The following is a 25,750-nucleotide window of genomic DNA, read 5'->3' as shown; positions in this document are numbered from 1 at the left end:
CGACCACCCGCGAAGAGCGAACACGCTACGAACGTGCCCACCAACAACGCACCAGTACTGACCGCCAAGAAATATGACTACGGCGAGTGACGCTGCACAGAAGAAACGACTATTGGCTAGCGTGAGAGAGTCGCGAATGTGACTGACGACGTCGCGTATCCTTCGGTCGAGCTCATTCTCGATCTCCACGAGCAGATCGTTGACGAGGGCGACGCCACAGAACCCGGGGTTCGGTCGGAAGACGCAATCGAATCTGCAGTACAGTACGTCTCTGAAGGATACTTTGGGGAGGTTCCACAGACACTACATGAAAAAGCGGTGCATCTAATGCGTCTTCTCGTTGCAGATCATCCCTTCGTCGACGGGAACAAGCGGACTGCACTCCGAACAGTGGTTGTCTTCTACATGCTGAATGGACGCACGTTCGACTATGGCGACGAAATTCGGGCCTTACTGCACCGCTTTGCGACCGATGAAGCCGCAGTCGACACCGAGACCGCAGTAATCTACTTCCGAGCGTGTGCTCGTCGCAACTGATAAAGGGACACAATGAGTACGTTTGATACAGAGATGGCGTCCAGCACCGATTCCTCGGCGACGGTCGACGAAGAAGTCCGCCGGTTGTACGAGCGGTATCAGGCGGCCGAGAGCGACGCTGAACGCCACCAGATCGCCCTCGAGATGGGGGAACTTGACGGACGCCGCCACGCGGAGATCTACGCCGCGCTCGAAGACGAGTGAGCCACTAGAATTTTTCGCACACCCGTCGGTATCGACGGCTGTTTTGAGTCCGCGAAACCCCATCGACCGACCACCAATCAAGAAGACGGTGAGTGAGTTGTCCAGCTGCCGGCCGATGCGCTCGAGTTCCGACCGGATGTCTGCGCTATCGAATCGTACCCTCATGACGTCACCCCGTACTCCTCAGCCAGTTCCTGGAAGTCCTCCCACTCGGGAAGTCGAGACGTCCGCTGGGCACCGCTGGTGTCGAGATACGTGCAGAGGTCGTCGACGACGTCGTCGACGCAGCACGCGTTGAACAATCGAGAGTCGCGAATGCGTACAGACCCTGAATACAGAACTTGGGCTGCCGACTCAGCCGGTTCGCCCGAGTGAATTTATCCCCCTCTCGCGTCAGAACTCGATGTTCCAACGTACATCCGACAGCGGGCTCGGAGGTTGGCTGAACAGTCAGAATCGTCAGGAGCCGCGTCGGGTATCACTCCACCAGGATTCGCAGCGGCCTGTCTCTACAAAGCGGGGCAAGAACACGGCCAGTGGGTAACGCAAAGCGACGTCGCGGCGACAGGGAACGTCACACCAACCACAGTCCGGACGCATCACGAGACGTTAGAGGAGCATGTAGCCTGACAATGCTCGCCTACAAGCACCGGAGTTAGATAATTTCCCCAGAAAACTATTTGTTCCTAGACTGCGTAGCATCCAGTATGACCGAGACGTGGGACGACGTCAACGAGCAGGTCAAGGCGGACTGGAAAGACGACACTACTCCGTTCGAGCGAGTGTACGAAATCGTCGAACAAACCCACGATGGGCAATCGGCAGCCGAGATTGCCGAGCGGGCCCTCGTGAGCGAGCCGACGGCGCGTCGCCACTGCAAGTCGCTCGTGAACACCGGGTTCGCGGAGACGGAACATGATGGCCAAACAACGCTGTACAAGCGCAACAGCGACCGGGTGTTGATGTCGCGGATCCGCGAGCTGCGTGAGGAAGTTACTCGACCCGAGTTGCTCGACAGCATCCAGGAGATGAAGGCCGAGATCCGGCGCTACGAGGACCGCTACGACGTGGTGTCACCGGAGGAACTCGTCCAGCAACTCGACGCCGGCGAGACGGACGGCTGGGACGACCTCACCGCGTGGCGCACGACGCGGCAGAATCTCGCCGTCGCCCAAGCCGCGCTCGCTTACGACGAGGCCAGCCACCAGCTCGCTGTATGAACGGTAACGACCGCGCCGGCGAGTTCGGGCCGATCTATCTTCCGGCACTCCAGCGGATTCGTGACCTCTGGCTCGAACTTGAGCCGCTCGTCGACGAAACGGCGTATGATGATGTCGTCGCCCCTACGGAACTGCAGATCAGTCTCAGCGATGGATTGGGCGACGCCGAGAACGCTCGGCTCGATATCCAGTGGAGCGAACTGGGGATGTATTCGTTCCACTACGTCGATAGCAACGACGTCAACTGGCGCTTCGATCGCCACCCGAATACACACTCCCCCGAGATCCATTTCCACCCGCCGTCCGAGGCCGCGACGATGGACGCGGAACCGTCCTGTATCGACGTAACTGAGGTGTCACTCGTGACGCGTGCCGTCCATGTGATGTGGCGGGCAGCGTACGAGGATGATGCACTGGATCGGCTGAATAGTGCGTCAAACCCACCATAAGGATGGATGTAACCGAGGACGCAGTCTGGGACATCTGTACGGACGCAGTCTTCGAACGCGGCGAACAATACCTTGCTGATGGGCGTATCCACGGGATTCACCGCGCCGCCAGCACCGTCACCGCCGTCGTGAGCGGCAGCCGTCAGTACGATGTCCGTGTTGATGTCGTCATCGACGGGTTTGCCCCGTGGTGCGACTGTCCGTACGACGGGCCGGGAGCATGCAAGCACGTCGTCGCCGTGTTACTTCGGTGTGTCGACGACCCACCGGCAGACGAAGGCGAGCGACTCGACACCGCACTCAATAGTGCCGACGCCGACCAACTCCGCGCGTTCCTGCGTGACGAACTCGCGACCAATACGGATCTCCGTGATCGGTTTCTCGCCCGCGTTGGCGAGCCGACGAGCCAGTCGGTCGACGAGCATCGCACCGCGATCGACCGGCGGTTCGAAGAAACGAACCCTGAGTACCCCGTCGTCCTAGAGCCCATCGACTTCACGCAGTGGTTCGATCTCGCGAGCGAGTACCGCGAGCAGGAGCGGGACGCGTCGGCGGCGACCGTCTACCGGGCACTCGTTGAGTCGCTCGACGACAACATGGAGCGCGTCGACGGCGCGTACGACCACTTCTCGCGTGCGTTCAGTCGGGCACTCGACGGGTATGTCGACTGTGTCACGACCGCAGAACGGGACGCTGATGCAATCACTGACGCCGTCGCATTCCTCGACGAGCGGGCGACATCGGGAACGCCGCTCCTCGCGGAACATTTCGAGAAGGCCGCGGTCGAGCTTCGAGAGAAGCTGGGCGAGCAGTCCGACGAATAGCTGTGTCGCCCTATGACGCCCGCAGGTTCGACGACCGCGAAAATTAGTTTGTGTCGCGGTCAGCCACATCGATCATCTGTTCGCGGGGGGCTTCGACATCCGAGTAGAGCGCCAACGCGTGCTTGATGAGTCGGCGGTCTTCCTGGTACTCCTCCCAACGTCCAATAACGTCGCGGCGTTCGCGAAGCTCGCCACTTGCGAGGTCGCCGTCGGCGAGCGACTGTTCGAAATCCTCCCATGTCTCGACGTCGTAGGTCGCCTGCCACTCCTCGATCTCCTCGGCTATCGCGACCAATTCGTTCCGCAACTCCTCGCGCGTGTTCTCCTCGATGAGCGTGCAGATTTCCTCGAAGAGCAGTCGCGTGTAGTCCGGCTGGTAGCGCATCGTCTCGCCGGCCTCGACGCGGCGCAGCTGGCCCTGGTCGACGAGCGCCTGGTGCTCCTCGTTGGTCGTGCTCCAGGCGGCGCGGCCTGCTTGCCGATCCAGTTAACCGACCGGGGTTCGGGAAGCGTCTCGGCGACCGCCCGAATTCGTTCGCGGGCGCTCATCGACTCGGTCCACGACTGGACGCCATTCCGTGGGGATTCGGACATGCTTGGCACCTCTAGATCTGACTGCGATATGGGAGCGTCGTCACATCGAACGCATCGTAATGCCGGTCGTAGGTGAGGATGTGATCGACCTCCAATTCGACCATGTGTGCGGCGACGACGAAGTCGGTGAATGAGGCATCCAGGTCGGTCCACTCGACGAACATCGTTTTGGCGGCATCGAAGACGTCCGCGGAGACGCCTTCGAACTGATAGAGCGTGCTCTCGTCGAGTGTCGTCAGGAACGACGCTGCGTTCCGCATCGAGGCCTGCTTTTTCAGCCGCGTGGCCGTCTCGTCGACGATGTAATCGTTGACGATAAGTCGACGATAGGGGAGGTCGCCGTCGCCCGCGCCGTCGAGGAGGCTGGCTCGAACGCCCGCCAACAGGCCGAGCGCAAGCTCCGCTGGCCGGTCACGCGCGTCGTGATCGACACCGACAGCGACGACGTTACCGATGCCATCGAGGACCACACCGGCCTCGTCGCCGACCGGCTCAACGCCCGTACCGTCGAGATCGTCGGCGGCGGCGACGCCTGGGGCGAACTGGCCTACTCCGCGGAAGCCGACATGAGCGAACTCGCCCCGGCCTTCGGGGACGACGCCGGACGCGTGATGAACGCACTCAACGAGGCCCGCGTCGATGAGGGCAGCCTCGAAACGCTGGAAGCGGCCGTCTCGGACGCGCTCAGCGAGCCGATCGAGCTCACCGACGAGATGGTGTCGTTCCGCCGGGAGACCCCCGAGGGCGTCGCGAGCACCGAGTTCGAGGCACTCGGCGGCCACGGCGTCGTCTACGTCGACATCACGCTGACCGAGGACATCGAGAGCGAAGGGTACGCACGCGAGGTCATCCGCCGCGTCCAGGAGATGCGCAAGGATCTGGAACTGGACCTCGAAGAGCGGATCCGGCTGGATCTAGCGGTGGCTGACGACCGCATCGACGACCTCGTCCGAGCACACGAGACACTCATCGCCGAGGAAGTTCGTGCCGACGCATTCGCGACCGTCGACGAAGGCCACCGCAAGCCCTGGGACCTCGAAGGCGTCGAGATGGAGATATCGGTCGAGGCGATCGCCGCGGCCGATGCGAGCGACGAGCACAGCATGCGATCGTCGAGAGCGTTCTGCCCTCGTCGCCTGCGAAGACGAACGGCTCGGAGAGTCAGCGGTGAGAGATCGTCTGGAGTAGCTGTCGGTCGGGACATGGTGGAGGGTGCGTCAGCGGTCGTGGGCAGCTATCGAGGCGTCGTCTAGGAGTCGGTGGCGATACGCAGGGAGTAGGCGATCAGGAGGAGCCCGCCGAACTGGAGGAGGCGGACGATCAGCCGGAACACGTTCTGGTAGCGGATCGGGACGATGCGGAACGTGAGGAGCCCTTGTCCAGCCAGCGCCAGGACGTACGTCACGCCGAAGAGCAGGATCATCCCGATCGAGAGATATCGCATCGACGGGTCGTCGTTGCGTCGGAGTCCGCGATAGGCCTGACCGCCGATGTAGAGGCCAACGAGGGCGGAGCCGGTCGCCGCCACCCCGGCCACAAGACCGACAATGCCGGTGAAGTCGGTAAGCGCGCTGAAGACGTTCATCTCAGAGCTGTCCCCACATCCGCGAGAGCTCGTCGGCCGGGTCGCTCTCCGTCCGGTCAATCGTCCAGTCCAGTTCGCCGTCGCGGATCGTCAGCTCGAACCGATCGAGCGTCGAGACGTACACCGTCTCGTGGTGCCCGTCGCGGCGCGGTCGCGTTCGCTCGATAAGCAGATCACAGTCACAGAGTTCGTCGACCCGTCGATAGATCGACGACACCGAGAGATCACAGCGCTCGCCGAGTTCCTTGGCCGACAGCGGTTCCCCACTCGTCGCGACGAGGATCGACCGAACGTGCTCGTCGTCCAGCAAGGCGACGATATCGGCAACGTCTGGGTCCTCGTCCACAGGATCGTCTGACATACGTGGAACAAGTATTTTGTCCTCGGCTGTCCGAGGGCGTGCCGCTTGCGAGGGTGTGAGACGAGGCGCGATCGTGGCGCTCATCGGTCGTCCTCCAGTGGCAGCGTGAATAGCATTCGGAAGCTAACGTCGTCCAGCGGACCGTACACCACGCTGATTCCCTCTGCGGTGGGCTCGTCGCTCAGGTCGACGGTCGTCTCGTCACCGGCACTCACGGTGTGCTGGTCGGGCCAGAGCGGTTTCTTCTCGACCTCTCGCCTGTCCTCGGGCGTGTCGATGTCGTAGCAGATCAGATCCGAATCGGCCGACTCACCGGCCTCGTGACGAAGGGTGACGGTTCGAGTCGCGGGATCGAAGCGTCCACCCCACGTGATCTGAGGCGGGTCGTCCATCGGATCACGCTCGCGACCCGGCCGGGTCGGTACCCGAGCAGTGACCGTCGCGAAGTGGCCGTCGTCCTTGATGTCGATAGTTTTTGCCTCCTTCGTGAGTTCGTGTTGCTGCTGTTCGAGGGCACGCTGCATCTGATCTTCGGAGCCTGCGCTGGCGTTTTCGTACCATTCGATCAACAGCTGGTAGGCGACACCGTCGTCGATCCGAAACGCGTCGGCACCGAGTTCGGCAATGCCGGAGTTGAGTCCCGGATGGGAGCCGCCGATGTACAGCAGTCGGCTCGCGCCGACCGCGTCGGTGACCGCCGTGAACGCCTCACTCGCTTCGTGGTACTGGCGACTGTGGCCGTGTCCGGCGTCGATCGTCGCCTCGATGTCGGGGTCGTCGTGTCTGTACGCACTCGCCCACACGATGACACCGTCGCGTATTGCAGCCCGTCTGCGCACGTCCGAACGGGAGTACACGTCGTAGCCGCGATACGAGCCGTCCGGCTCGTAGCCGGTGTCCGCGAGCGTCGACGCCACGTCGTCGGCCGTGAAATCCGCCTCGATCACCGTGGCGAGGTTCGTACGCGTGAGGCTGTCGTAGTTCTCGTAGCCGATCCCGAAGTGGTCCAGTTCCATCTTGAGGAACCCTCGTCTGGCGACGAACTCCTCTGGAACGGGGCCGTCGAATGGACCGGGTTCGGCGTAGGTGACGATCCAGCCCTCGTCAGTTTCGCTATCCCGCTCTGCTGGGACCCAGCGACGGTACTTCGGTGGACCGGCGTCGGGAACATCGACGTTTCCGTACCGGAGCTTGCTGCTGAGCGGTGGTAAGTTGCCAGTGCAACCACTCAGAGCAGTAGACACACCGATCGCGACGGCCGTCGCGCCGCCGTTGAGAAACGAGCGACGTGTCGGCCGGGAGGCGTCATCTGGTGGAACCATTGTGGCATGTACTCGATGACAGCCAGCCACCTTTATATCGGGTTGTCGACCGCGTACTGGCAAACATCGACGAAGGATTTATATACAGAATCGATCAGTCACTCGCCGAGACGGCCATCACGAAGTGTGTCATCCGCGACAACGAGATGCATGACGGGCAGACAGCGCCCCAGAATCACTCGGTGCGTTCGGGCACGTAGCTGAACAGTCGCATTCCGGGGTCGTCTTTCGGCCCCCAGCGCACGTCGACGCCGTCGGCGTCTGGACGGTCGCTCATCTCGACGGTCGTCTCGTCGCCCGGTCCGACAGTGTCTCGATCCGGCCAGAGCGGCTGGTTCTCGATCCGGTTGACCGCGTCGACGGGCACGAGATCGTACCACAGGCGGTCGGCGTCGAGTTCGGGACCAAGCTCGTAGCGGAGCGTGACTGTACTGGTCTCCGCGTCGAAGGCCACGCCCCACGTGATCTGGGGCGGATCGGGGACGAAGTCGCGGGGCTCGTCCGGTTGCAGCGGAACGCGAGCGCCGGCCGTCGCCAGCCGGCCGTCGACGCCGATGTCGATGGTGTCGGCCGCCGCCATACCGGTGTAGTGCTCGTCTTCGATGGCGCTTTTCATCCGCTCGCCGGGCTGTTCGACCGTCTCCGGATACTGTTCGAACAGGACGTGGTACGCCGCGTCCTCGTCGACTCGAAACGCGTCGGCACCGAGGGCAGCGACGGTCGGATTGAGACTCGGATGGTTGCCGATCGACAGCAGTCGGCTGGCACCGACCGCGTCGGTGACCGCTTCGAACGTGGGATCGACCTCGTGATACCGCTCAGTGTGTCCGTCTCCGGCGTCGATCGTCGCCTCCAGGTCCGGCGTCCTGTGGAGCGACGCGCTCGTCGAGACGACCACGCCGTCCCGGACGGCCACTCGGCGCGGGATGTCCGAGCGAGCGTACAGATCGTAGTTGCGGTACGTGCCGTCGGGCTCGTAGCCACTGTCTGTGAGGGCGGACCGAACCGTATCAGCCGAGAACGTCCCCTCTCGCACAGTGGCGAGGTTCGTACGCGTGAGGCTGTCGTAGTTCTCGTACCCGACCCCGAGGTACTCCAGGTCTCTGCGCTGGGCGGCCCGGCGGGAGACCAACTCCTCGGGGACGGGGCCGTCGAACGGTCCGGGCTCGACATAGGTGAGGAACCAGTCTTCGTTCGTGTCGCTGTCCCACCCTGCGGGGAGCCAGCGGCGGTACTCCGGCGGGCCGGGGTCGGGGATATCGACGCGGCCGTACTGGGGCTTGTCGCCGAGTGGCGGGAGACCGCTACAGCCACTGAGGCCGGTTGTCAGCCCGATCGCGACGGCCGTCGCGCCGCGGTGGAGCACCGAGCGACGCGTCGGTTGGGAGGTGTCGTCTGGTGGAACCATCGTGGTACGTAATCGATGACAGCCGGCCACCTTTATACCGGGTCGTCGACCGCACGCCGGCAAACATCGGCGAAGGGTTTATATACCGTCTGAGAAGCAGCCAACGAGAGCTAATACGGTATTCCCCCGTTGCATATGAACGAGCAATAGAAACCCGAACAGCAGACTGAAGCCCATGAGGAGCGACCGACTCTTCAGATCAGGAAGAGAGGTGGTCATTAGATAAACGCCCTGTCGATAATCAATGCGCACACCTAATTAACGGTCAATTCTCTATCGAAGTACGAAGCAAACATCGGCAGCATTCTGCATTTGTCCCCTGTATTCAGCAAACCGGTTGTGTGAGTTGGGAGGGTTTCACCAGAGCCACTCCCCTCAGAATGTCGAAAATTATACTGCAGACTAGAATCAGGTGCTCTGTTGAATAGCGATCTATTCAGCCGATATCACGGGTTTAGAAGGATGAATCCGAGGAATTGCTCTCGTTTCCCTGCATTGTCTGCGGATTTACCTTGACACGTCCTACCGCATGACGATTGACCTGCTGAAGGAGATGCCACAAATAACCGGGGAGATCGGCCGCGTTGAGGCCGATCTCCCCTCGGCATCCACGTTGTGTAAAGCGTTCGACCGGATCAGTATGAGCGTTTGCCGAGTGCTGCTGCGCCAGTCGGCGCAGCTGCACGACCCCTCGAAACATGGTGCAATCGACGCTACATTCTACGAACGCTCGGCTGCGAGCCGCCACTACTGCCAGCGGACGAGTTACCGCGTGCAGAAGTCAAGGTTACGAAACTCGTCGATACAGACTCTCAAGCCATCCTTGACGTTCACTGCTCAACGAATCGGGAAGGGAGCGACGCCGACCTCTGTGAGCAGATCGCCCGTCGGAACGCGGGCGATCTGCGGTCTCTTGCTGCCGACAAGGGATACGACAAGAAATCGCTCCGCGAATCCCTTCGTAACCTCGGGATTCGCCCGCTCATCAAACATCGCATCTTTGCACCCTATGATTACGCGCACAACGCCAGAATCGACGAACAGCGCTACAATCAGCGCTCTATGACAGAAACCGTGAACTCGGCTGTCAAGCGCTCGCTCGGCTTCGCCGTGCGAGCGCGTTCGTGGTTCCGTGAGTTCCGAGAAATCGCGCTGATGTGTGTCGTCTATAACATCAAGCGGGCTGTGAAACAGTGAATTCAACCGCTGTATGGCGATTCAACACAGCCGTACCAACCGATTGGGATCACGCGTCGGTCGTCGCCCTCGTGGAGTGTACTCTCGTCGAGGTCACGCACGAGGCCGTGGGCGCCGTCTTCATCGCCCACCAGGTCGGGCGGTCGACGCGGACGCAGTACGTCGCCGCCGGCGACGTCGGCGAGCAGTTCCAGAAGTGGCACTTCGACGACCGGTTGGGCTGGCACGAGACCACCGCCCCTCGACGGATGGCTCGCGACGAGTTCATCACCCAATTCACGCGGTCGCCCTCAACGTCAACGGAGCGGGCGGGTGAGGGAGTAGCTAGCGAACCAGACATCTTCGTCGTGAAACCAGTCCGAGAGCTCCGAACGCCGTAGCGGATAGTTTTAACCAATATTCCGAATCGATACCGACACAGTGTTGGTTAACGTTGGGGCTGAATCCACTCCCTCGCCCCCACCCACCGCCCTGTACCTCGAGTGAGTGTATCTTGGCGGCCGGTCGGCTCGAACGGCCGTCGTGACGGGTTTTATCAGCCCGCTACTCCTCGAGAGCGAGTATGGTCGTCGTCGAGGAGTTCACCAAACTGAGCGAGCGCCGCACCCAAACCTCGTCCGAGGCGTTTCCGGACGATGCGCTGGCGTCGATTCAGGCGGCCGTCGAGGCCGTCCCAGCAAGTGTCTTCGACGGCTCGACGAAACACACGGAGGTCGGCGGGTTCGATGCTACGATCGCCGACGGGCTCTCGCAGTACGAGTATGAGGGGGACGCCGCCGGCGGCTACAACCCGAACTGCAAGCTCTGGTCGCATCAGGGGTTTCACTACAGCGTCGACCTCTACGACGCCGACGCCCGCATCGCCATCGAGATCGAGAAGAGCGAGCGGAAGAACGTCAGCGACGACCTGCTCAAGTTCCAGAAGGGGTACCGCACCCAGAAGGACGGTCGGCCGAAGATCGAATTCGGCTGTCTGGTGGTGCCGGTGAACTACCTTGGCCGGCATAACCTCTACCAGCACAGACTGACCAAGCTCGACTTCATGAAGGGTGTCTTGTTCATCGACGACGTCGCCGTCATCGGCTATCGCGATCCGTGACCGGACTAGACGCTGTCCATCCCGACTGTTTACTGTTGTATGCCTTCACTCTGTCAGTTCAACGCCGTTTTCCACCGAATTACGTACGTGATCGAGGTAACCCAGAACGCGGCGAGGAAGACATACATCGCGTCGCCACCAGGGTTGATCGAGTCAGTAAACGCCCCAGAGAGAGCGTATGCGAGGACAGCGACGAGAACAGGCGCCCCAATGTACGCGGCGGTATGCGGCTCCCAAGCCGTATCTGTCTGGCTCGCGCGTTTTGCGTGAAGATACATCGCAACACCGGTCAGCGGTGTGAGTACCAAGATGAGACCGAACAAGCCGAATACAGTTGCGAAGAAGGCCGCTCCCTCATGTGGCCCGAGAAAGACTCCCCCGATGACGAGCGGCGCGAACACCACGTACCCGACGATGACGATTGGCCATCCACCGGGGAGTTCGACCTGTGAGCTGAACCGCTCGACGAGCGCCGGCGTCAGCGGATATCGCCACGCGTCACCGAATATTGCTTTGCCCGTCGCGATGAATCCGACAAGGAACGTACAGGTCGTAATGATCATCCAGACGAGGAACAACGCCGAGATGACGAAACTACCCCCGGCGGCGATGGGTGCGGAAAGCGGAACCCCATTGGTGATGCCCTGGCCAGTGAGTTCGGCATAAGTGAATGCGGAGCCAAACGTCAGCACTGTCAGTGCTAGCACGGCAAGATGCCAGTCGAGTGCGTTGCGAGCGTTCCGTTTGGTGAACTCGTTGGTCGCGACGAGATACACTATTCCGGCGCCGACGACGCCAGTTGGGATCGACAGCAGGTGAACGAGAATGCCGCCGATCGATCGTTCGTTGAGCAGTTCGGGACCAGGTGCGATGGATGTGGATGCTGATGTCATTGGGCTGTGGAGGGTCGTGTGGTGGGCGATGCGATGTTATTGCGTGATTTCAGATTACGTCGATGGGAGGAGGTTCAACGGGCTGTATCGGTCGCGGACCCAGCGGGCGAGTCGCTCTACGAGGAACAACGCCAGGCTGATCACCAGCAGCTCAGCTGCGGTGTCCCACAGCACGATATCGCTCTGCGTACTGCTTACATCAGCACCGACGATTGTGAGAACACCACCGAGAGCGAACAGCACCAAACTCAACTGAAGTCCAGCGAGCACGAGCGTGCGGATCCCTGCTGTGTCCGATAGCGTGAGGAATGCACGAGTGGAGAGCCGGTCCAGCGGGGTATCTGTGTGTAGCGCGCGTTTTCCCTCCGGTGAGAGCGGCCAGTCCGATTCTGGATGGTTAATGTAGTACAGGGTGATCGAGTCGGGGTACGTCTCTGTGGCCACGACATCGATCGTCTGTAACTCCTGTAACCGGTTTCGGACCGTTGCCCTGCTCACTTCGGGCTTGATACGTGCGTGCAGTTGTCGAAGGGAGAAGAACGGTCGATCTGACTCGATCATCGTCTTGACGACGTGCTCTTGGGAGAGCGTGTTGTCGAGGTTCCGATCGATCCGTTCATCGATCCATGACGGAAGCGCGGACACGGTACCACCCCCTTGTTGACGGGGATTATTAAATCGAGACGGGTTTTTTGCCCCCACGAACCGCCATTTCACGGCCATGAAACGGATTCGTTATCAAAGTCTGGTCGGCCACGACGCCGACGCGGAGGGCGAGTGATGCAGCAAATGCTCACTGGCTGTGCGTCCTGCGACGCGCCGCCTGGTACCGAGACTGGCAAGGCCCATACCTGGTGGCAGGACGAACGGGTCACCCACCCGATCTGCGTCGACTGCGCGACCCAGTCGAATCCCGATCCCGACGACCGTGACCACCACGCCTGCGATAGTTGTGTCTCGTCGTCGATGCGCTTGCAGCCCTCACACGATTCCGTGTCGAAATCGGCCACCTAGAAGGCCCACTACAGCTGTGTGCGAGATGTTGTCCCGGCGGCCCAGCAACGTACTGGACACGCGATCTTGAGGAGCATATCGTCGCGACGCCGGTAGGGTGACCCAATCCACCTCTCTATGCACGGAAACACTCTAACCAACGTAACAAACACACCAAACAACTATGTTCCAACAGTCCCAACACTAGTCTATGTCGAGCGGTACCATCGATATCGACGAGTTCGAGAACGCTGACGCCGACGAATTCGAGGACCGGAATGATACCGAGCGGATTGTGCTGTTCCTCGACAAGAATAACGACAGGGCGTGGAAGGCGGCAACGATCGCCGAGCACCTCGGGCTGGATACAGACGCGGTCAGTGCGATTCTCTCGCGATTGAAGGAGCGCGGTCTCGTGCGGCACAAGCGCCCGTACTGGGCGATCACGGACGACGAGGAACGGCTCCAATCTGCCTACCGGCTACACCGACACTACGAGACTGCAGACGAACAATACGGTGAGGAGCGTCTTGAGGAACTCCAGACCGACGAGATGGAAGAAGTACAGTGACTGCGTTCGAGGACTTGGAACGTGGCGACATCGTCTGGGCGAGTGACCCACTCTCGGATAAAGGTCGCCCGATGCTCATTCTGGGAGCGCCTCAACTCCCGAACCATGGTACTCAACTCATCACGGTCCTGCTCTCCACGAAGACCTACCATGAGGAGGCACTTACACTCCGGGACGACGACTACGCGGGCGACCCACTCGGGAAACGAAGTCACGTCCTCCCGTGGTCGCTCGCGACCCTCAACAGTGCTGCGGACGTAGAGCACTATCTGACCTCTCTCGTCGACGAACGAACTGAGGATGTGGCGAGCCAGTTGATCGACTACATATCGTCTTGAGGTGACTGCTCGTTGCGGAGCACCCATACGTCGACGGAAACAAACGAACAGCGCTCCGAACGGTGGTCGTTTTCTATATGCTGAACGGGTACACGTTCGAGTACGGTGATGGAATTCGGGCTCTTTTGCACTGCTTCGCAACTGACGAAGCCGCGGTCGACACAGAGACTGCAGTCATCTACTTCCAGGCCTGTGCTCGTCGCAACCGATAAAGGGACACACAGAGTATGTACACGAGAATAATGGCGTCCAGCACCGATTCCTCGTCGGCGGTCGACGACGAGGTCCGCCAGCTCTACGAGCGGTATCAGGCGGCCGAGAGCGACGCCGAACGTCGCGAGATCGCCCTCGAGATGGGGAAGCTTGACGGACGCCGCCACGCGGAGATCTATGCAGCACTCGAAGACGAATAATTCGCCATGATTACTCAGCGCTTCCGTGGCTATCGACGGAGCGGCCCGTATATGTCAATGATCTTGGAGAGGAGGACTACGATGCTGAACTCAAACGAGTTTGAAGACGATCAGCGCCAGAATATAAACGAGATAGCCGATGCTGACGAAACCGAACCGGTTCGGTTCGCGGCCGCTCGCAGTCGGGTGCGTGGCCGATGACCGACGAGGACGCGGGCACTCAGGAAATCGCGGCCGCTTACTACGATGACGAAATCACTATCGACCAGCTCACAGAGTTCGTCAGCGCCGAAACGGCGGCAAACCTGTGGGTGTTGAAACAGCAGTTGGACGAGGACTTCATTAACGAAGTGGCTGACGCGTGACCTCTCACAGCGTCGCACCCGTTGGTTCCCCTTGTTGACCCTCCTCACAAACTTCCCAGCGTTGTGGAAGACAGGCCCGCCACTCCACTAGCTTCAATCTCCGCTCCAGTCGACAAACAGCATAGCTGCTACTGGTGCCATCGAACCCACCCGGTTTACGGCCGCTCGAGATTGTCTGCGCGACCGGGGACTACCTCCAGACCCTACACTGGGACGCTACGACAACTATGGCGGCCAATACTACTCGGCTTAGTTGATCGGAAACCGGAGGAGCGCTCCAAGACCCCCGAATGCAGTATCGAACTGGGCACCTCGATCTGTGTCAGTCGACACAACGAGACACTCACCGCCTTGGTCGGTCGTCGCTTCCTCCAGCTCACGAATCTCTGCTGGTGGCCGTGCGTCGGAAACGAGGAGGACGTCGACTGCTCCATAGTCGAGGGCGGTTTGCGTTTCATCAGCTCCGTAGGCGACATCTCCACCCTGTCCCAGCACCGTGAAGAACCGATCGAGGGATTCCCGCTCCCGTCGGCGCTCAGCATCAGACAGTACGTCCTCGGCACGCTCAACGAGCTGCGAGAGACCCTGCTTGGTTGCGTACTCAATCGGATAGACGCCTAGTATGTGGTCCCGCAACTCGTGGTGGAGATAGTCACCCTGCTGGAACTCGTCGACGGTGATTGTCGTCCCGCCGAGGATGACGCCATCGACAGTGGGCTCATCGAGGAACGTCTGCTCGGCAGCGTCGGCGACCTGCTCGAAGAACTCGTGTTTCTGTCGGTCTCGCTCGCGTTCGAATCGCTGCGCACTCTGACCGCCAGCACGGGATTTTCCCATCACTTGGCTCTCGAAGGTCCGGCTGGAAACGATGCGTTCGCCGGCGAGGCGACCGAGGGCGGCACGGCCCCGTTCGAGGACGACCAGACCGTACACCTCTGACGGGGTGAGCGCCTGCTCGACGGGGGCTATCTCGAATTCAGCCGCACAGCGGTACAGTGAGACGTCGACGGGGACGTCGAGATCGTCGAAGACGGCGTCCTGCAGCTCACCGTCGACGACACCTGCGTAGATGACGAGGCCGCTTGGTGGTGTCTCTTTGTACGCTTGGAGGAGGCGTCGGATGCGTCCGAGAGCGTCCTGGACGTGAGTTCGTGTCTGATCGGATTTGATGTTCGCAGCCTGTGCATATTCTCGGTCGATGCGCTCACGGACCGCATGGAGTGATTTGTCTGGCGGGACGGCCACGGTGATGAGCTCGGTGCCCTCGCCACGGTAGTTTGTGAGCTGGTCGATTCGATCGCGGAGTTCGTACTCGGTGGTCTGCATTTGTCTCGGTGAAAGCGGCGTCGCTGCTCGATGAGAAGGCGATACACCCGCCGGCGCCGCTACCAACTACGAAAGAACAGAGCAAGCGCTCATCGTCCGCACGTTCACCTGTTGCACCGGCGGTGTGTGGTGCATACTATGTCGTTCGTGACGGTGCAGGATAATGCTTCCGTCGAGACGGTTAGCGGTGGCCGAGAACGAATAGAAAGCCCTCGGCCGCTCGGCATCCCGCGACCCACGCTGCGCTCCTCGTGCCTGTGGTGCTTGCGGGGTCGGGGGACGACCGAGACGCCCTCGCCCTTTCGGAGTCCGCCAGGATATCGGCTGGTTCGCTGAGCGTCGAGCCCGGTTGAACGGAGTTTCTCTACGGCACGCCCCGCTCGCCGCTGCCGCCCTCCGCGTCGCTCGCGACCGACCATTCCGGGCGTGCGGCGAGCAAGCTCGCCGTTCCAGGCTAAAATGAATCTGGTCTCGGCGCCAGCATTAAGCGCGTTTTCGGTTGCGCCCCTCGCGGGCTTTCGCGTTCCAGCGCTTTGGGCCGCCTGCGCTGTCGCGCGCCACACCGCGGCGCGCGTTCTCGCCGACCGTCGCCCTGGACACGGACCCCGCAGTCCGGGCCGGACGCGAGAAACGGCTTAAAGCTGGCCGCTCGCTCCGGGCGGGTCGGCGCGCGGTGCTGGTTGGGTGGCCTCCCTATGGCGCGCTCTCGCTCGCGCCCCAGGGGGCGCTCGCGAAGGCGCGAGCGAGAGCGCGCAGATGGTTGAGTTGGTCGTTGTGGACAGCCACGGCTGGAGAGTCGTGGTGTCGGAAGAAGACGCCGAGTGAGCGCCTTCGCGGTACCCAGGATCAAGTGAGTACCAATGTCAAGTAAGAACGTTACCACTGATGTAGTTTCGGTCGATGAACAGGCATTCGAAAAAGCGGACGAAGCGGCGGTCGACGAAGACGGCTTCGAAGTCGTCGATGAGACGCCGAAGTTCCAGGCAACGGTGCAGATGGAGGTACAGGCAAAGGTCGATGCGAACCACCCGGACGGGATGGTCGACACCAGTGACGAGCGGATCTACGGTGCGACCCTCGAACAGGAAGAGCGCATTCGTGCGCGGGAGGCTGAGCTGGAGCGCATCAGTGCCCAAGCAGAGCTGGGGACGCAAGACGGTCGGGAGAAGCGGACGCGAGACATCGCGGCGAGGAGGAGCGCTGAGCGGCGTGCAGAGTTCCAGAAGCGGGCGGCGAGCGTGAATCCGATGGCTGACCCGGAACGAGGTGATCCCCGTGCAGAACTCACGCAGGAGCAGTTGGCGGCGGTGAACAAGCAGTCGATGCGGCTGGCGGAGAAGCTGGATGGCTGGGCGCGAGCGGCGATTGGTCAGCGGCTGGGTGAGGCCCTCGTCGGTGGGAAAGACCTGATGAGCGCGGTCGTCGGGGTGTTCGAGGAGTTGCAGACGGCGCCGGGGCAGGTGGTTCCCATCGGAAAGCTCGAGGACGTCACTCGCAAAGAGGTGAGCATCGAAGGTCAGGTCGAGGTGCTCTGGGAGAGCGACTCACCAGCCATCGCTCAAGTTGGCCTCATCGCGGACGAGAGCGGGCAAACCAAGGTGACGATTTGGGAGAAATCGAATGCCCCGTGGATCGAAGAAGGCGAACAGGTACGCATCCACGGCGCGGCGAGAAATTGGTACGAAGGACGGGTCTCAGTAGCCGTCACTGGGTGGTCGACCCTGCATTTCCCTGAGCGCGGTCGCTGGTGGGAATAGCCAGTCATCGCGGCTCTCTTTTTTGCTACGTGCCGGACCGACCCAGACCCCACCTCCCCACCCTCCGCTCCGTGCTCGCTCCGTGAGACTCGCATTCGCTCGTCTCACGTGCCCTCGTTCGCGATGCTCACGAGGACTCCGCTGCGCGCGCAGCCACGACCTCAAGAGCAGTTTTTCTGGCGCCGCGATGGGTGCCGGCGCAAGCAGACCGGCGAGTGACACAGGAATGTATGAATGCGACTACTGTGATGCCACGTTCGAAGCGGTCAGCAATCTCGGTGGCCATGTTGCCTCCGCCCATCGGTACGGGGAGTACGGATGCGAGACGTGTGGTGAGACCTTCACCTCGCTCGCATCCTATCGTGGTCACCTCGGTGGCCAAACCTCGATTGGACGTGACGAACTGCAAACTGAACTTCGACGATTCACTGAGGAACTCGGCCGGCCACCCACGCGGGACGAGATGAATGCAGACGGGGCGTATTCGGCAACGGCGTACCGGAACGAGTTCGGCTCGTGGTGTGACGCCATCCGCTCGATCGGACACAACCCAGCCCAAGAGCGTCGAGTTCCAGAGGAGGCATTATTGGAGTCGATTCGGGACTTAGCTGACGAACTCGGTCGTGTGCCGACCGCACCAGAGATGGACGACCAGGGCGCGTACTCGCAACGAACCTGTGCGAACCGATTTGGGTCGTGGGCGAACGCCGTGCACGAAGCAGGCTTTGAACCCGCTGGCAAGCCGAAGATTGCCACCGCGGAACTCCTCGCTGAAATCGACCGGCTTGCTTCACGACTCGGTCATCCTCCGACAGTCAAAGAGATGAATTCCGAGGGTCGGTATCACGTTGCAACCTATTACGACCGCTTCGAGTCGTGGCGACAGGCGAAACGACGTGCGGGATATGGTGAGTCACAAGCGGAGGGAAGTGGGTGGAAGCGACAGGAGTGGAGCGAGACACGGTGGCACCGGCAGCGTCAGCGAGTGCTTGAGCGTGACGACTACTGCTGCCAGACGCCTGGGTGTGACGTCGATCAATCCGAACACCACGCCCGCTGTGGAACCGAGCTCCATATCCATCACATCACACCGCGGCGAGAATTCGTCGATACAGACGGCCGATACGACGCCGAGGCAGCGAACGAACTCGATAATCTCATTACACTCTGCGCTGCGCATCATCGGTTCTGGGAACAGTTCGCACCACTCCACCCCGATATTCGCTAATCACTCTCGGTGGTGGTTCTCGCCCCCGACGATGGGTGGCGGGGACACCGGCTTCCCGTACCAGCATGACCGAAGGTAGAATGCTCAAAGCCCGTGAACGGGTTCGCATTCACCTTCGTGAAGGCCGACAGACAACCGACTCACCAATCGTCGAAGCACATTGAACAGCCGCTCTGGACGCTTGGGACAACCTGCCACCGACATCCCTGCGGGATTGCTCCCTCTGTGGGAAAGCTGGATTACCAGATCGAATCCAACAACATACATGTTGGCCTAAGCGATAGAACACTCTGGTTTATGCCAATACAACAGAGTAGATTTTCCTGAAGGAGCTGCAATGGAACGCTGCCCCCCTGACCTAGACAAACACAAACAAGCAATACATCGGATAGGGCCGATGGGTCAGTACGGTCTTGGAAAATGGATCGGATATTTCCGGACCATAAATCTCTTTACGGAACTTGATGAGGCCTATGACTTCGAGAGACAGTACTTCCGGAGCGAGAACGTCAATAGAATTAACGAGCTATACAACAAGGTCAAACACCCACCTCGAACAGACCCTGCTCCACAAGAAGCGAGAGAAATTGCTACCCTGGCAAAAAATATTATAGATGAAACAAAGCCGTACGTAACTGACTAATTATTACTGAGTTTACTTAGTTTACTTCTTTTCTATTTGAGAGTTAGTAATGGACAGGCATCACCTATGGTCGTCCAAAAAGCTCTGCGCCTCCGCTTCATAGGTTTGAGCGGCTTCGAATGCCTTTTCGTATGTTTCATCACCATTCTCGAATTCTTCAAGAGCAGGTCGGAGAATAGCTTCTGCTTCTTCAGTAAATCCGTGGTGCATAGGTCTCTCGTACCTCATATTCAATTTATAGAATATGTCCACTGCTGTTTCGGTATAGTCATTTGATTGAGTAGAGAGATACTCTTCTAAGGTAGCCCATGCACGCCTATTTTGAGCTATGTGATTAAGAGAATCTCTGAGTAAGCCTTCTACTTCGTCGAGTTCAACACTATTCTCAACGTGTTCAAGCCAGCGAACAAACCACGAAAGTTCTTCGGAGAAAGTCTCATCTTCCCCGACCTGGTCGAGGCGTCTCTTCCAAAGCACTCTGGTTTTCTCCCACTTACTGAGGGCCTGGTTTTCGTCCGCACTGTCTCCCCATTTCCAAAGGCTCCAAGCAACTTGTCTCGCTAAATCTGGATCACTTCGGTCATAGAGGTAGGCCAATAAACTATCAGACCAGTCTTCAAGATCAAATTCGAATAGATAGTTGGTGAGTAGGTGTCCGGCCATTCTTTGGTCGGCATTTACTGTTTCAGTGTTTTCGCCTTCGACCATTAGATCGATAGCGTGGAAGTAGTAGCTCCGAAGAACAGGGAAGATATCCTTGTAGGTTTTATTAAATGCGACGTAGGAATCCCAGGCGGCTGTGAACTTTTCCTTATCCTGTCTGCTCTGGCTACGAGGGAATATGTCTGTCAGGTGTTCGACCACCCAGTCCTGATCAGCAACCCAGAGAGTAACGAATCTTCTGCCGAATACTGAATGGACACCAAGGGAGGGGTCATCCAATTTCTCTTCTAACTTTGATTTGACTTCTGAATCGAGTTCTTCGCTCTCATCATCGGCTTTCCGTCTTGCGTAGATTATGAGTGCGTCTAAGGCTACAGGACGTACCGTGTTTAGTGCATTGTGAGACGGGTCATTGTGGCCAGCATAACCTTCTGGCGGTCTATCTCGCTCAATATTTGGATCAGGATCTTCTGTCAGCGTGAAGATCAGATTTCTAATTTTATTTTCTTCAATCAAGAAATATTTGTACGAGTCTGCGTTGCCGAATCCGTCTCTCAACAACCACCCCACGCGTTTTCTTGTACGGGAAGGCCATTGGTCGGTATTAGTGACAATCTGGTTTGAAAGATCCCACAAGGCAGTTCTGAACGATTCGCTGTCTAGTATTTCTGGTTCCTCCTCTATTCTGTCTTCTAGCTGTCCGATTAGTCGGGTCGAATAGGATTCGGGGGCTTCAGCCAGCCTCGGTAATTCAGAAGCATACTTTCCTGGTTCGTCTAATATTATACTGGCTACTTTTTCTGCTGCACCTGTCCGACCAGTTTCCTCTATTGAATCACTTTCGTACCATTCTTCCTCTTCAAATGGTTCTTCTATACAGAAGTTGATTAGATCCTCTGGGGATCTATCGCGTAGGTCTTCCTCTGATTCCGGGCTTTCATACGAAACGGCACCACTCCTCACTGCTGGAGTATCTGGACCTTCTGGGTCGTCTTCAAAACGTTCCACCAGTTCTGAGAGTTCTTCTTTTGTGTCGTCAGGGAGGTATTCTCTAATTGGCCAGAGTCTGTCGCGTATCCATCGGGAAGAATACTGCTCTGCAATCTCATCAACAGTCATGTCCTCCTGTTCCTCCTGTCGTTCTTCAGCTATCTGAGTGAAGGTGTCTTGGATTGGTACAGATTTGATCAACTCAATCACCTGATTTTGGTGGTCGGTGGAAAGGTATTCAAATCCATATTTCAATAACAAGTCAAATTCCTTCTTCAATTGAATATCTGAATAATTTTCTTCCCCGAGTAATTCCTTTGCTACCAGATTTTCGTGATCTTCTCCATACTCTTTTAGCAGATAGAATCCGAATCCTCTGAAAACCGGATACTCATCGAGATACGATTCGATTTTTTCTTTCTGGGCCTCGTCAGTCGAAATTTCAAACCAGTTGTCGAGTGCTTCCCTCAGGAACCCGATGTATAGCTCAAAGGGCTGGTATCTGTCATTCTGTTCAATACCATAATTGGAGATCGATTTGAGGTAGAAGAAGCTGAGTTCTTCAACAGCTTGGCCTCTATTTTCAGCTCTGTGCTCAGCAGCAGTTCTCATATTCTCCTCGAAAATTTCGAGGGACTCTTCGGGCCGGTTCTCAATCAGTCTCTCAAGGGTACCTTCTTCGAATAAGGATGTAAGATAGTACGAACTCATCATTTCGTCGTTTGGTCCCTCTGGTTCGCCTTCTAAACGGACTCTGAGCAGTGAGTCTGCCAGTTCAAGGCCTTCTTCGAAGAACTCTCCATTTATCAGATTCTCTACGAACTCGGATGCGCGGGAATAGTACAGGTCAATAGTAGGTTCCTGATCTTCCAGTCCGTCCTGTACAATATCTGCGAGTTCAACACCATGTTCCAGTGGGAGTTCATTTATAACGGAAACTACTGTTGCCTGACTGCGCCGATCTAATTCGGAAACATCCTCACGTATAATTTCCTTTACAACCTCGGGGTGTAAGCTTGCGATTTCGTGGAGGTACCCCAATAGATGACTAGGAGGGCTTTGGAATTTGCCTGCTTCAGCTAAAGCTTCTGCCCATGAAGGATCTGTTCCCGCATCGAAGAAGTATTTATATAGGTCTTCCCTCGTTTCCAGTTTTTCTAAGACGGTATTGGTTACTGGCTGGTTTTGGGCAGCATCCCATTTCTTCACCACGTCTATTATTTTCGAGGCCCAGTAGAATCCGAAGCCATCTACATCATCCAGAATTTCTTCTAAGAACTCGGCTGTATCACTAGGCAGTTCTCCTTCTTGATCAGTGTAAACGGCGAACATCCACTTGACCACGTCGTTGTTGATGTTCTCGTCAAGTTCATCGAGGGTATCTCTAAACAGGTTTTCATCATCCACCGTCCCTGTGACCTTATCCCAGGCGTAGAGGTAAAGTTGAAACTGCTGGTGTCTGAATCGAAACGTCCTCTCTCCTGATGACTTGGAGCCACGTTGAATGACACCCATCGATCTCAATCGTTGGTCAGTCCATTGGCGGTCACTGATTGAGAAAACCGAACTTCCGCTTTCAGTTGTCCGAACAGCATGTTCAACAGCTCGATCAACTATCCGTGTCCCTCTTAATTGGTCATCGCTGGAATGGTCTTCCTCAAGCAGCTTGCGGTATTCTTCCCAGACAGTAACCTGTTCTGATAAGTTCTCTAATTCAGAACCGCGGTTTGCTAGTCTTCCAACTACATCGAGGTACTCAATTTCTTTACACAGATTGACTAAATCCTGTGAAGGGGATGTGACGCCAAGCTTCTCTAAGTAATCTCGAACTTTGGACTCATCCAAAGTGTTGACCGTGATGATATTGTCAATGTATTCTGAATTGCTTAATGCGACGAACTCACTATAATGCTCCAGATCATAGGCTCTACATGCGATTATTGTGCTAACACTGTCAATCTGGGCTACTGCCAGAATCACATTTTTGTAGATCTCTCCTGCCTCCCGGTTTGTATCATCTAACTGGTCTACAACCACTACGAAGGGTCGATTTGCAGCAACCTGTTGAATACACGTCTCTAGCGAGACATCAAGGCCAAGCTCCTCAGCAAGATCAGACTCTGACCGAATTATGGAGTAAGAGCTTGCATCTATGAACAGAATATCGTGCTCGGAATTTTCACTAACTCGCTTTAGAATTCCACTCTTACCAACGCCACCCTCTCCCTTAATTATGATATCATCTAGGTCGTCAGGTTCATGGATTGATTCTAAAATTCTGTTTGTTTCTGATCGAGGAACGTGGCCTATCCCTTCGATTTTGTTATCTATTCTCTCCAGTTTTTCGCTGGATTCGGTCTCGAATACATCTAAGACTTTTGATAAAGAGGGATAGCTGTCGCTGAGTGTTGAGTAGTTTGCGACGGCCACTACAAAGGCGAATCCGAGGCTGAGCGCCAGTCCCAGCAGTATGTCCGGAACTGTGAGGTCAAGAAAACCGACTTGGGTCATAATTGTGATTCCGACCGTGTGTAATAGTAGAACAGAGAATCCGCCAATAAAGAGATAAGTTGCCATGACCTTACTTCTTCCAAGTCGCGTGTGGAATTTGGAGTCAGTAGTTCTTGTTGCAGACTTGAAGGTGTAATAGATGATTCCAATAGGGAATAATAGGATTGAGATGGTCGAAATGATGGAGATGCCTGTTCCAGAGAGACCGGCGCTGATGAGCGATAGCTGGAGGCCGACAACGGTAGTAATCAAGCCGAATATGGCAGATCCAATTGATTTGGTGAAATTAGTCTCTCCACCGAAAGTTGAGTATTCAAAGAAGAGGTCTTTCGCGGAGGAAAATCCCATTACGGTTCAGAGCGAAGCCAATCATTAAAATTGTAACGGGATGTGGCTTTTAGCCGCTCAATTGGTTCTGAACCTGCTTTTTGAAGGTGGATAGACTTGATTCAAGTGATTCTACCCTATCTTCGAGATCCTTAACTTTCTGAACTAACTCTCCTCGACTCAGATCTTCGTACAAATTACCTTCAGTACGGGTTTTATTGAGGAATTCCTGACCGTTATCTGTCAACTCTGCCTGTTTTGGGTGTTGGAAGACTCTTTAGCTGAGCATCGAGTGGTATTTCGATTAGTTCAGGACTTCAACAAGCCAGAAAACCTGCCCAGATAACCTGTTCTGTGATTTCGGTGTGTTTGAAATGTATAGAGTGAAAAGTATTCAGAGATGTGTGTTGGGGTAGGAAGTATGGTTGAGGCGTTGGTGAAGGGTGAAACCCATCTTTCGAAGCGGGATAAGCGGGCGTTGATGAAGTTGGATCTTTCCAGTTTTGATGCTGTGTTTCGGGAGGGCCACGACAAGGATTATTTTGAGAGGAAGATCGATTCTCTGTACGCATTATTCGCCATCGGTCACGTGGTCTACGGTGCTACCTACGGCAGACTCTACATGCCGACCGAGGATTTCAAAGCAAAAGCCCAGAACCAGGGCCTACCGTTTCACGGAGAGATTGATGCCGCAATTCATGAGACGTACGAGATGGTGCCTGGTTGGAAGCGAGGCCTCCTGTTCCTCTTCTCACCGATCTACGCCGCCCTCATTCTCGGGATCATCACCGCGCCGTTCCAGTGGTTAGCCAAGATAGCTGTACCTGGAATAATTCCCCAGCTTCAGTTAGCAGCCGCCGTTGGACTAATGTTCCTCTACGGCTTTGCCTGGGCACTGGCGTATTTCCTGCTCATAGAGAACCGGGTGATGTACGACCGGGACGAATGTATGGCAGAAGAGATCCTCAAGACTGCCGAAAATGAGGGTTATCAGTCAGTCTTGATCACTTGTGGAGGGAATCACCGTCCGGGAATAGCCGACTACCTCAGAGAAGAGGGCTGGCAAGTCGAAGAACGAACCACAGATAGTCCAATCGGCAAAGTCCTACTCTGGAAAGATCGGGTCATAGAAAGGCTGCCGAGTCCGCGAAAAAAGTTGAATCAAGCTGCTTCCAAATTGAGAGGCAGATTCTGATACGATTAGATCAGGCCCTGGAAAAGCGGAGACCCGCCCAGAAGAAGAACAGTCCGAGGAAGAATAGAATTATTCTGCTTCCGAGATCGATGTCGGGAAACAGAAACGCGGAAACAACTGAACCAGCACCGATTAGAACCGCCATAGCTGTCCCAGATAATAGTGCGTTTGCGTCCCCAGCCATAGTCTCGTATATTGAGGTAGATGTTAAGGTATAAAATTCTGAATGTTAGAAATCACCAGATTAACCCGAAGTATTGCCATCTGAGGCCTGTCTTTATTTAAACAATAGACACCAAATTTCACTTGAAAAACCAAACGAACGAAGGAGAGAGACGGAAAGGCTCTCAACGGATATTAGCAAGCCCCCTCCGCGCCCCCGTGTGAACCGTTCGGTGTTCTTAGCGGGTCTCCGTGGGGATGGCAGGCAAGAGAAACAGTGTGTGTTAGAGCTATGTACGGTTTGTCGAAAGCTCGTCATGCGAGGTGACCCCCAAATGAGGCAGGGCCTCCCCTCGCTTTTCCGCTGGATTGTGTGCAGGATTGATCCTGTATTCCGGAGGCGTATATTGAATTGGAGCGGTAGGACGGGGAACAACCAGATTTCTTCCAACTCGCCGGACCCATTTTACTATCCACGTAGTCAAATTTCACATTCAGTCTACTTCATCCATCCGTGTCAAACTATGTGGATGTCCAGAAACAGAATTTTAAAATCCAAACCATCGGTTAAAACA

25 protein-coding genes and 7 pseudogenes are annotated in these 25,750 nt (G+C 57.2%); 20 read left to right on the top strand and 12 right to left on the bottom strand.

The window, feature by feature from the left end; genetic code table 11:
* Nucleotides 1–138 precede the first annotated feature (138 nt).
* Both HFX_RS15435 and HFX_RS15430 read left to right on the top strand, forming a co-directional pair.
* Entirely contained in the window at nucleotides 139–537 is a 399-nt protein-coding gene (locus HFX_RS15435; protein WP_004060586.1) for a type II toxin-antitoxin system death-on-curing family toxin, read from the top strand.
* 12 nt (nucleotides 538–549) lie between these two features.
* Nucleotides 550–741, top strand: coding sequence for a hypothetical protein (locus HFX_RS15430; RefSeq protein ID WP_014732633.1), 192 nt, complete (start codon nucleotides 550–552; stop codon nucleotides 739–741).
* Between the two features lie 161 nt (nucleotides 742–902).
* Here HFX_RS15430 and HFX_RS20140 read toward each other — a convergent pair.
* A pseudogene (locus HFX_RS20140) lies at nucleotides 903–1,025 on the bottom strand (hypothetical protein); the annotation flags it as partial.
* On the opposite strand from HFX_RS20140, the pseudogene HFX_RS20350 reads away from it, so the two are divergent.
* From HFX_RS20350 to HFX_RS15415, 4 genes and pseudogenes are all read left to right on the top strand, one after another.
* A pseudogene (locus tag HFX_RS20350) lies at nucleotides 999–1,371 on the top strand (transcription initiation factor IIB family protein); the annotation flags it as partial. The pseudogenes HFX_RS20140 and HFX_RS20350 overlap by 27 nt on opposite strands.
* Nucleotides 1,372–1,448: 77 nt before the next feature.
* Nucleotides 1,449–1,961: a winged helix-turn-helix domain-containing protein gene (locus HFX_RS15425; RefSeq protein WP_004060591.1), complete on the top strand. Its 513-nt coding sequence runs from the start codon at nucleotides 1,449–1,451 to the stop codon at nucleotides 1,959–1,961.
* On the top strand, nucleotides 1,958–2,410 hold the full coding sequence (locus HFX_RS15420; RefSeq protein ID WP_004060592.1) for a hypothetical protein: 453 nt from the start codon (nucleotides 1,958–1,960) through the stop codon (nucleotides 2,408–2,410). Before HFX_RS15425 ends, HFX_RS15420 begins: the two co-directional genes overlap by 4 nt.
* Nucleotides 2,411–2,412: 2 nt before the next feature.
* Complete coding sequence (locus HFX_RS15415; RefSeq protein ID WP_004060593.1) at nucleotides 2,413–3,234, top strand: SWIM zinc finger family protein; 822 nt, start codon at nucleotides 2,413–2,415, stop codon at nucleotides 3,232–3,234.
* Nucleotides 3,235–3,277: 43 nt separating this feature from the next.
* On the opposite strand, the pseudogene HFX_RS20345 reads toward HFX_RS15415, so the two are convergent.
* Both HFX_RS20345 and HFX_RS15405 read right to left on the bottom strand, forming a co-directional pair.
* A pseudogene (locus tag HFX_RS20345) lies at nucleotides 3,278–3,828 on the bottom strand (DUF7342 family protein).
* A gap of 11 nt (nucleotides 3,829–3,839) precedes the next feature.
* Nucleotides 3,840–4,211 (bottom strand): type II toxin-antitoxin system VapC family toxin, encoded by a 372-nt coding sequence (locus HFX_RS15405; protein ID WP_004060595.1) that lies wholly within the window; start codon nucleotides 4,209–4,211, stop codon nucleotides 3,840–3,842.
* Between HFX_RS15405 and HFX_RS15400 the strand changes: the two are divergent.
* Nucleotides 4,143–4,922: pseudogene (locus HFX_RS15400) on the top strand (DUF5915 domain-containing protein); the annotation flags it as partial. The gene HFX_RS15405 and the pseudogene HFX_RS15400 sit on opposite strands and share 69 nt — an antisense overlap.
* A 155-nt stretch (nucleotides 4,923–5,077) precedes the next feature.
* Here the strand turns inward: HFX_RS15400 and HFX_RS15395 are convergent.
* The 4 genes from HFX_RS15395 to HFX_RS15380 form a co-directional block, all read right to left on the bottom strand.
* Nucleotides 5,078–5,413, bottom strand: coding sequence for a DUF7521 family protein (locus HFX_RS15395; protein ID WP_004060597.1), 336 nt, complete (start codon nucleotides 5,411–5,413; stop codon nucleotides 5,078–5,080).
* 1 nt (nucleotide 5,414) lies between these two features.
* Nucleotides 5,415–5,774 carry a winged helix-turn-helix domain-containing protein gene (locus tag HFX_RS15390; protein WP_004060598.1) on the bottom strand — a complete coding sequence of 120 codons (360 nt, stop codon included), beginning with the start codon at nucleotides 5,772–5,774 and terminating at the stop codon, nucleotides 5,415–5,417.
* Between the two features lie 80 nt (nucleotides 5,775–5,854).
* Complete coding sequence (locus HFX_RS15385; protein ID WP_179955390.1) at nucleotides 5,855–7,096, bottom strand: hypothetical protein; 1,242 nt, start codon at nucleotides 7,094–7,096, stop codon at nucleotides 5,855–5,857.
* Nucleotides 7,097–7,271: 175 nt separating this feature from the next.
* Entirely contained in the window at nucleotides 7,272–8,504 is a 1,233-nt protein-coding gene (locus HFX_RS15380; protein ID WP_238547492.1) for a hypothetical protein, read from the bottom strand.
* Between the two features lie 478 nt (nucleotides 8,505–8,982).
* On the opposite strand from HFX_RS15380, the pseudogene HFX_RS15375 reads away from it, so the two are divergent.
* From HFX_RS15375 to HFX_RS15365, 3 genes and pseudogenes are all read left to right on the top strand, one after another.
* Nucleotides 8,983–9,701, top strand: a pseudogene (locus HFX_RS15375) (IS5 family transposase); the annotation flags it as partial.
* Complete coding sequence (locus HFX_RS15370; RefSeq protein ID WP_014732627.1) at nucleotides 9,698–10,081, top strand: hypothetical protein; 384 nt, start codon at nucleotides 9,698–9,700, stop codon at nucleotides 10,079–10,081. The pseudogene HFX_RS15375 and the gene HFX_RS15370, both read left to right, overlap by 4 nt.
* Nucleotides 10,082–10,263: 182 nt before the next feature.
* Nucleotides 10,264–10,800 (top strand): hypothetical protein, encoded by a 537-nt coding sequence (locus tag HFX_RS15365; protein WP_004060435.1) that lies wholly within the window; start codon nucleotides 10,264–10,266, stop codon nucleotides 10,798–10,800.
* Nucleotides 10,801–10,853: 53 nt separating this feature from the next.
* Here the strand turns inward: HFX_RS15365 and HFX_RS15360 are convergent, their stop codons facing one another.
* Together HFX_RS15360 and HFX_RS15355 are read right to left on the bottom strand one after the other, a co-directional pair.
* Nucleotides 10,854–11,693 carry a DUF4870 domain-containing protein gene (locus HFX_RS15360; protein WP_004060436.1) on the bottom strand — a complete coding sequence of 280 codons (840 nt, stop codon included), beginning with the start codon at nucleotides 11,691–11,693 and terminating at the stop codon, nucleotides 10,854–10,856.
* A gap of 54 nt (nucleotides 11,694–11,747) precedes the next feature.
* Nucleotides 11,748–12,338, bottom strand: coding sequence for a helix-turn-helix domain-containing protein (locus HFX_RS15355; protein ID WP_004060437.1), 591 nt, complete (start codon nucleotides 12,336–12,338; stop codon nucleotides 11,748–11,750).
* 135 nt (nucleotides 12,339–12,473) lie between these two features.
* Here HFX_RS15355 and HFX_RS19270 point away from each other — a divergent pair.
* The 6 genes and pseudogenes from HFX_RS19270 to HFX_RS20130 all read left to right on the top strand — a co-directional run bounded on the left by HFX_RS19270 (nucleotide 12,474) and on the right by HFX_RS20130 (nucleotide 14,373).
* A pseudogene (locus HFX_RS19270) lies at nucleotides 12,474–12,808 on the top strand (DUF7558 family protein).
* 89 nt (nucleotides 12,809–12,897) lie between these two features.
* Complete coding sequence (locus HFX_RS15350) at nucleotides 12,898–13,257, top strand: MarR family transcriptional regulator (RefSeq protein ID WP_004060438.1); 360 nt, start codon at nucleotides 12,898–12,900, stop codon at nucleotides 13,255–13,257.
* Nucleotides 13,254–13,595 carry a type II toxin-antitoxin system PemK/MazF family toxin gene (locus HFX_RS15345; protein ID WP_004060439.1) on the top strand — a complete coding sequence of 114 codons (342 nt, stop codon included), beginning with the start codon at nucleotides 13,254–13,256 and terminating at the stop codon, nucleotides 13,593–13,595. The genes HFX_RS15350 and HFX_RS15345 overlap by 4 nt, the downstream gene beginning before the upstream one ends.
* A gap of 5 nt (nucleotides 13,596–13,600) precedes the next feature.
* Nucleotides 13,601–13,807, top strand: a pseudogene (locus HFX_RS20340) (type II toxin-antitoxin system death-on-curing family toxin); the annotation flags it as partial.
* Nucleotides 13,808–13,837: 30 nt separating this feature from the next.
* Complete coding sequence (locus HFX_RS20135; RefSeq protein WP_004060441.1) at nucleotides 13,838–14,008, top strand: hypothetical protein; 171 nt, start codon at nucleotides 13,838–13,840, stop codon at nucleotides 14,006–14,008.
* A gap of 197 nt (nucleotides 14,009–14,205) precedes the next feature.
* Nucleotides 14,206–14,373 (top strand): hypothetical protein, encoded by a 168-nt coding sequence (locus HFX_RS20130; RefSeq protein WP_004060443.1) that lies wholly within the window; start codon nucleotides 14,206–14,208, stop codon nucleotides 14,371–14,373.
* 249 nt (nucleotides 14,374–14,622) lie between these two features.
* Here HFX_RS20130 and prf1 read toward each other — a convergent pair whose 3' ends face one another.
* Nucleotides 14,623–15,699 carry a peptide chain release factor aRF-1 gene (prf1, locus tag HFX_RS15330; protein ID WP_004060444.1) on the bottom strand — a complete coding sequence of 359 codons (1,077 nt, stop codon included), beginning with the start codon at nucleotides 15,697–15,699 and terminating at the stop codon, nucleotides 14,623–14,625.
* An 860-nt stretch (nucleotides 15,700–16,559) separates the two neighbouring features.
* Between prf1 and HFX_RS15325 the strand changes: the two genes are divergently transcribed.
* The 3 genes from HFX_RS15325 to HFX_RS15315 all read left to right on the top strand — a co-directional run bounded on the left by HFX_RS15325 (nucleotide 16,560) and on the right by HFX_RS15315 (nucleotide 19,327).
* Entirely contained in the window at nucleotides 16,560–17,456 is an 897-nt protein-coding gene (locus tag HFX_RS15325; RefSeq protein ID WP_004060445.1) for a hypothetical protein, read from the top strand.
* A gap of 226 nt (nucleotides 17,457–17,682) precedes the next feature.
* On the top strand, nucleotides 17,683–18,684 hold the full coding sequence (locus HFX_RS15320) for a homing endonuclease associated repeat-containing protein (protein ID WP_004060446.1): 1,002 nt from the start codon (nucleotides 17,683–17,685) through the stop codon (nucleotides 18,682–18,684).
* A gap of 337 nt (nucleotides 18,685–19,021) precedes the next feature.
* On the top strand, nucleotides 19,022–19,327 hold the full coding sequence (locus tag HFX_RS15315) for a hypothetical protein (RefSeq protein WP_231512943.1): 306 nt from the start codon (nucleotides 19,022–19,024) through the stop codon (nucleotides 19,325–19,327).
* A gap of 60 nt (nucleotides 19,328–19,387) precedes the next feature.
* On the opposite strand, the gene HFX_RS15310 is transcribed toward HFX_RS15315, so the two are convergent.
* Nucleotides 19,388–23,839, bottom strand: a complete 4,452-nt coding sequence (locus HFX_RS15310; protein ID WP_004060448.1) for an NACHT domain-containing protein — start codon at nucleotides 23,837–23,839, stop codon at nucleotides 19,388–19,390.
* Nucleotides 23,840–24,239: 400 nt separating this feature from the next.
* On the opposite strand from HFX_RS15310, the gene HFX_RS15305 reads away from it, so the two are divergent.
* Nucleotides 24,240–25,013: a hypothetical protein gene (locus HFX_RS15305; protein WP_004060449.1), complete on the top strand. Its 774-nt coding sequence runs from the start codon at nucleotides 24,240–24,242 to the stop codon at nucleotides 25,011–25,013.
* 10 nt (nucleotides 25,014–25,023) lie between these two features.
* Here the strand turns inward: HFX_RS15305 and HFX_RS19790 are convergent, their stop codons facing one another.
* Complete coding sequence (locus HFX_RS19790; protein ID WP_155844696.1) at nucleotides 25,024–25,197, bottom strand: hypothetical protein; 174 nt, start codon at nucleotides 25,195–25,197, stop codon at nucleotides 25,024–25,026.
* Nucleotides 25,198–25,750 lie beyond the last annotated feature (553 nt).

Source organism: Haloferax mediterranei ATCC 33500 (assembly GCF_000306765.2).
Taxonomy (GTDB): Archaea; Halobacteriota; Halobacteria; order Halobacteriales; family Haloferacaceae; genus Haloferax; species Haloferax mediterranei.
The sequence above is the reverse complement of the archived record's forward strand: the minus strand, read 5'-3'. Positions and strand labels throughout refer to the sequence as shown.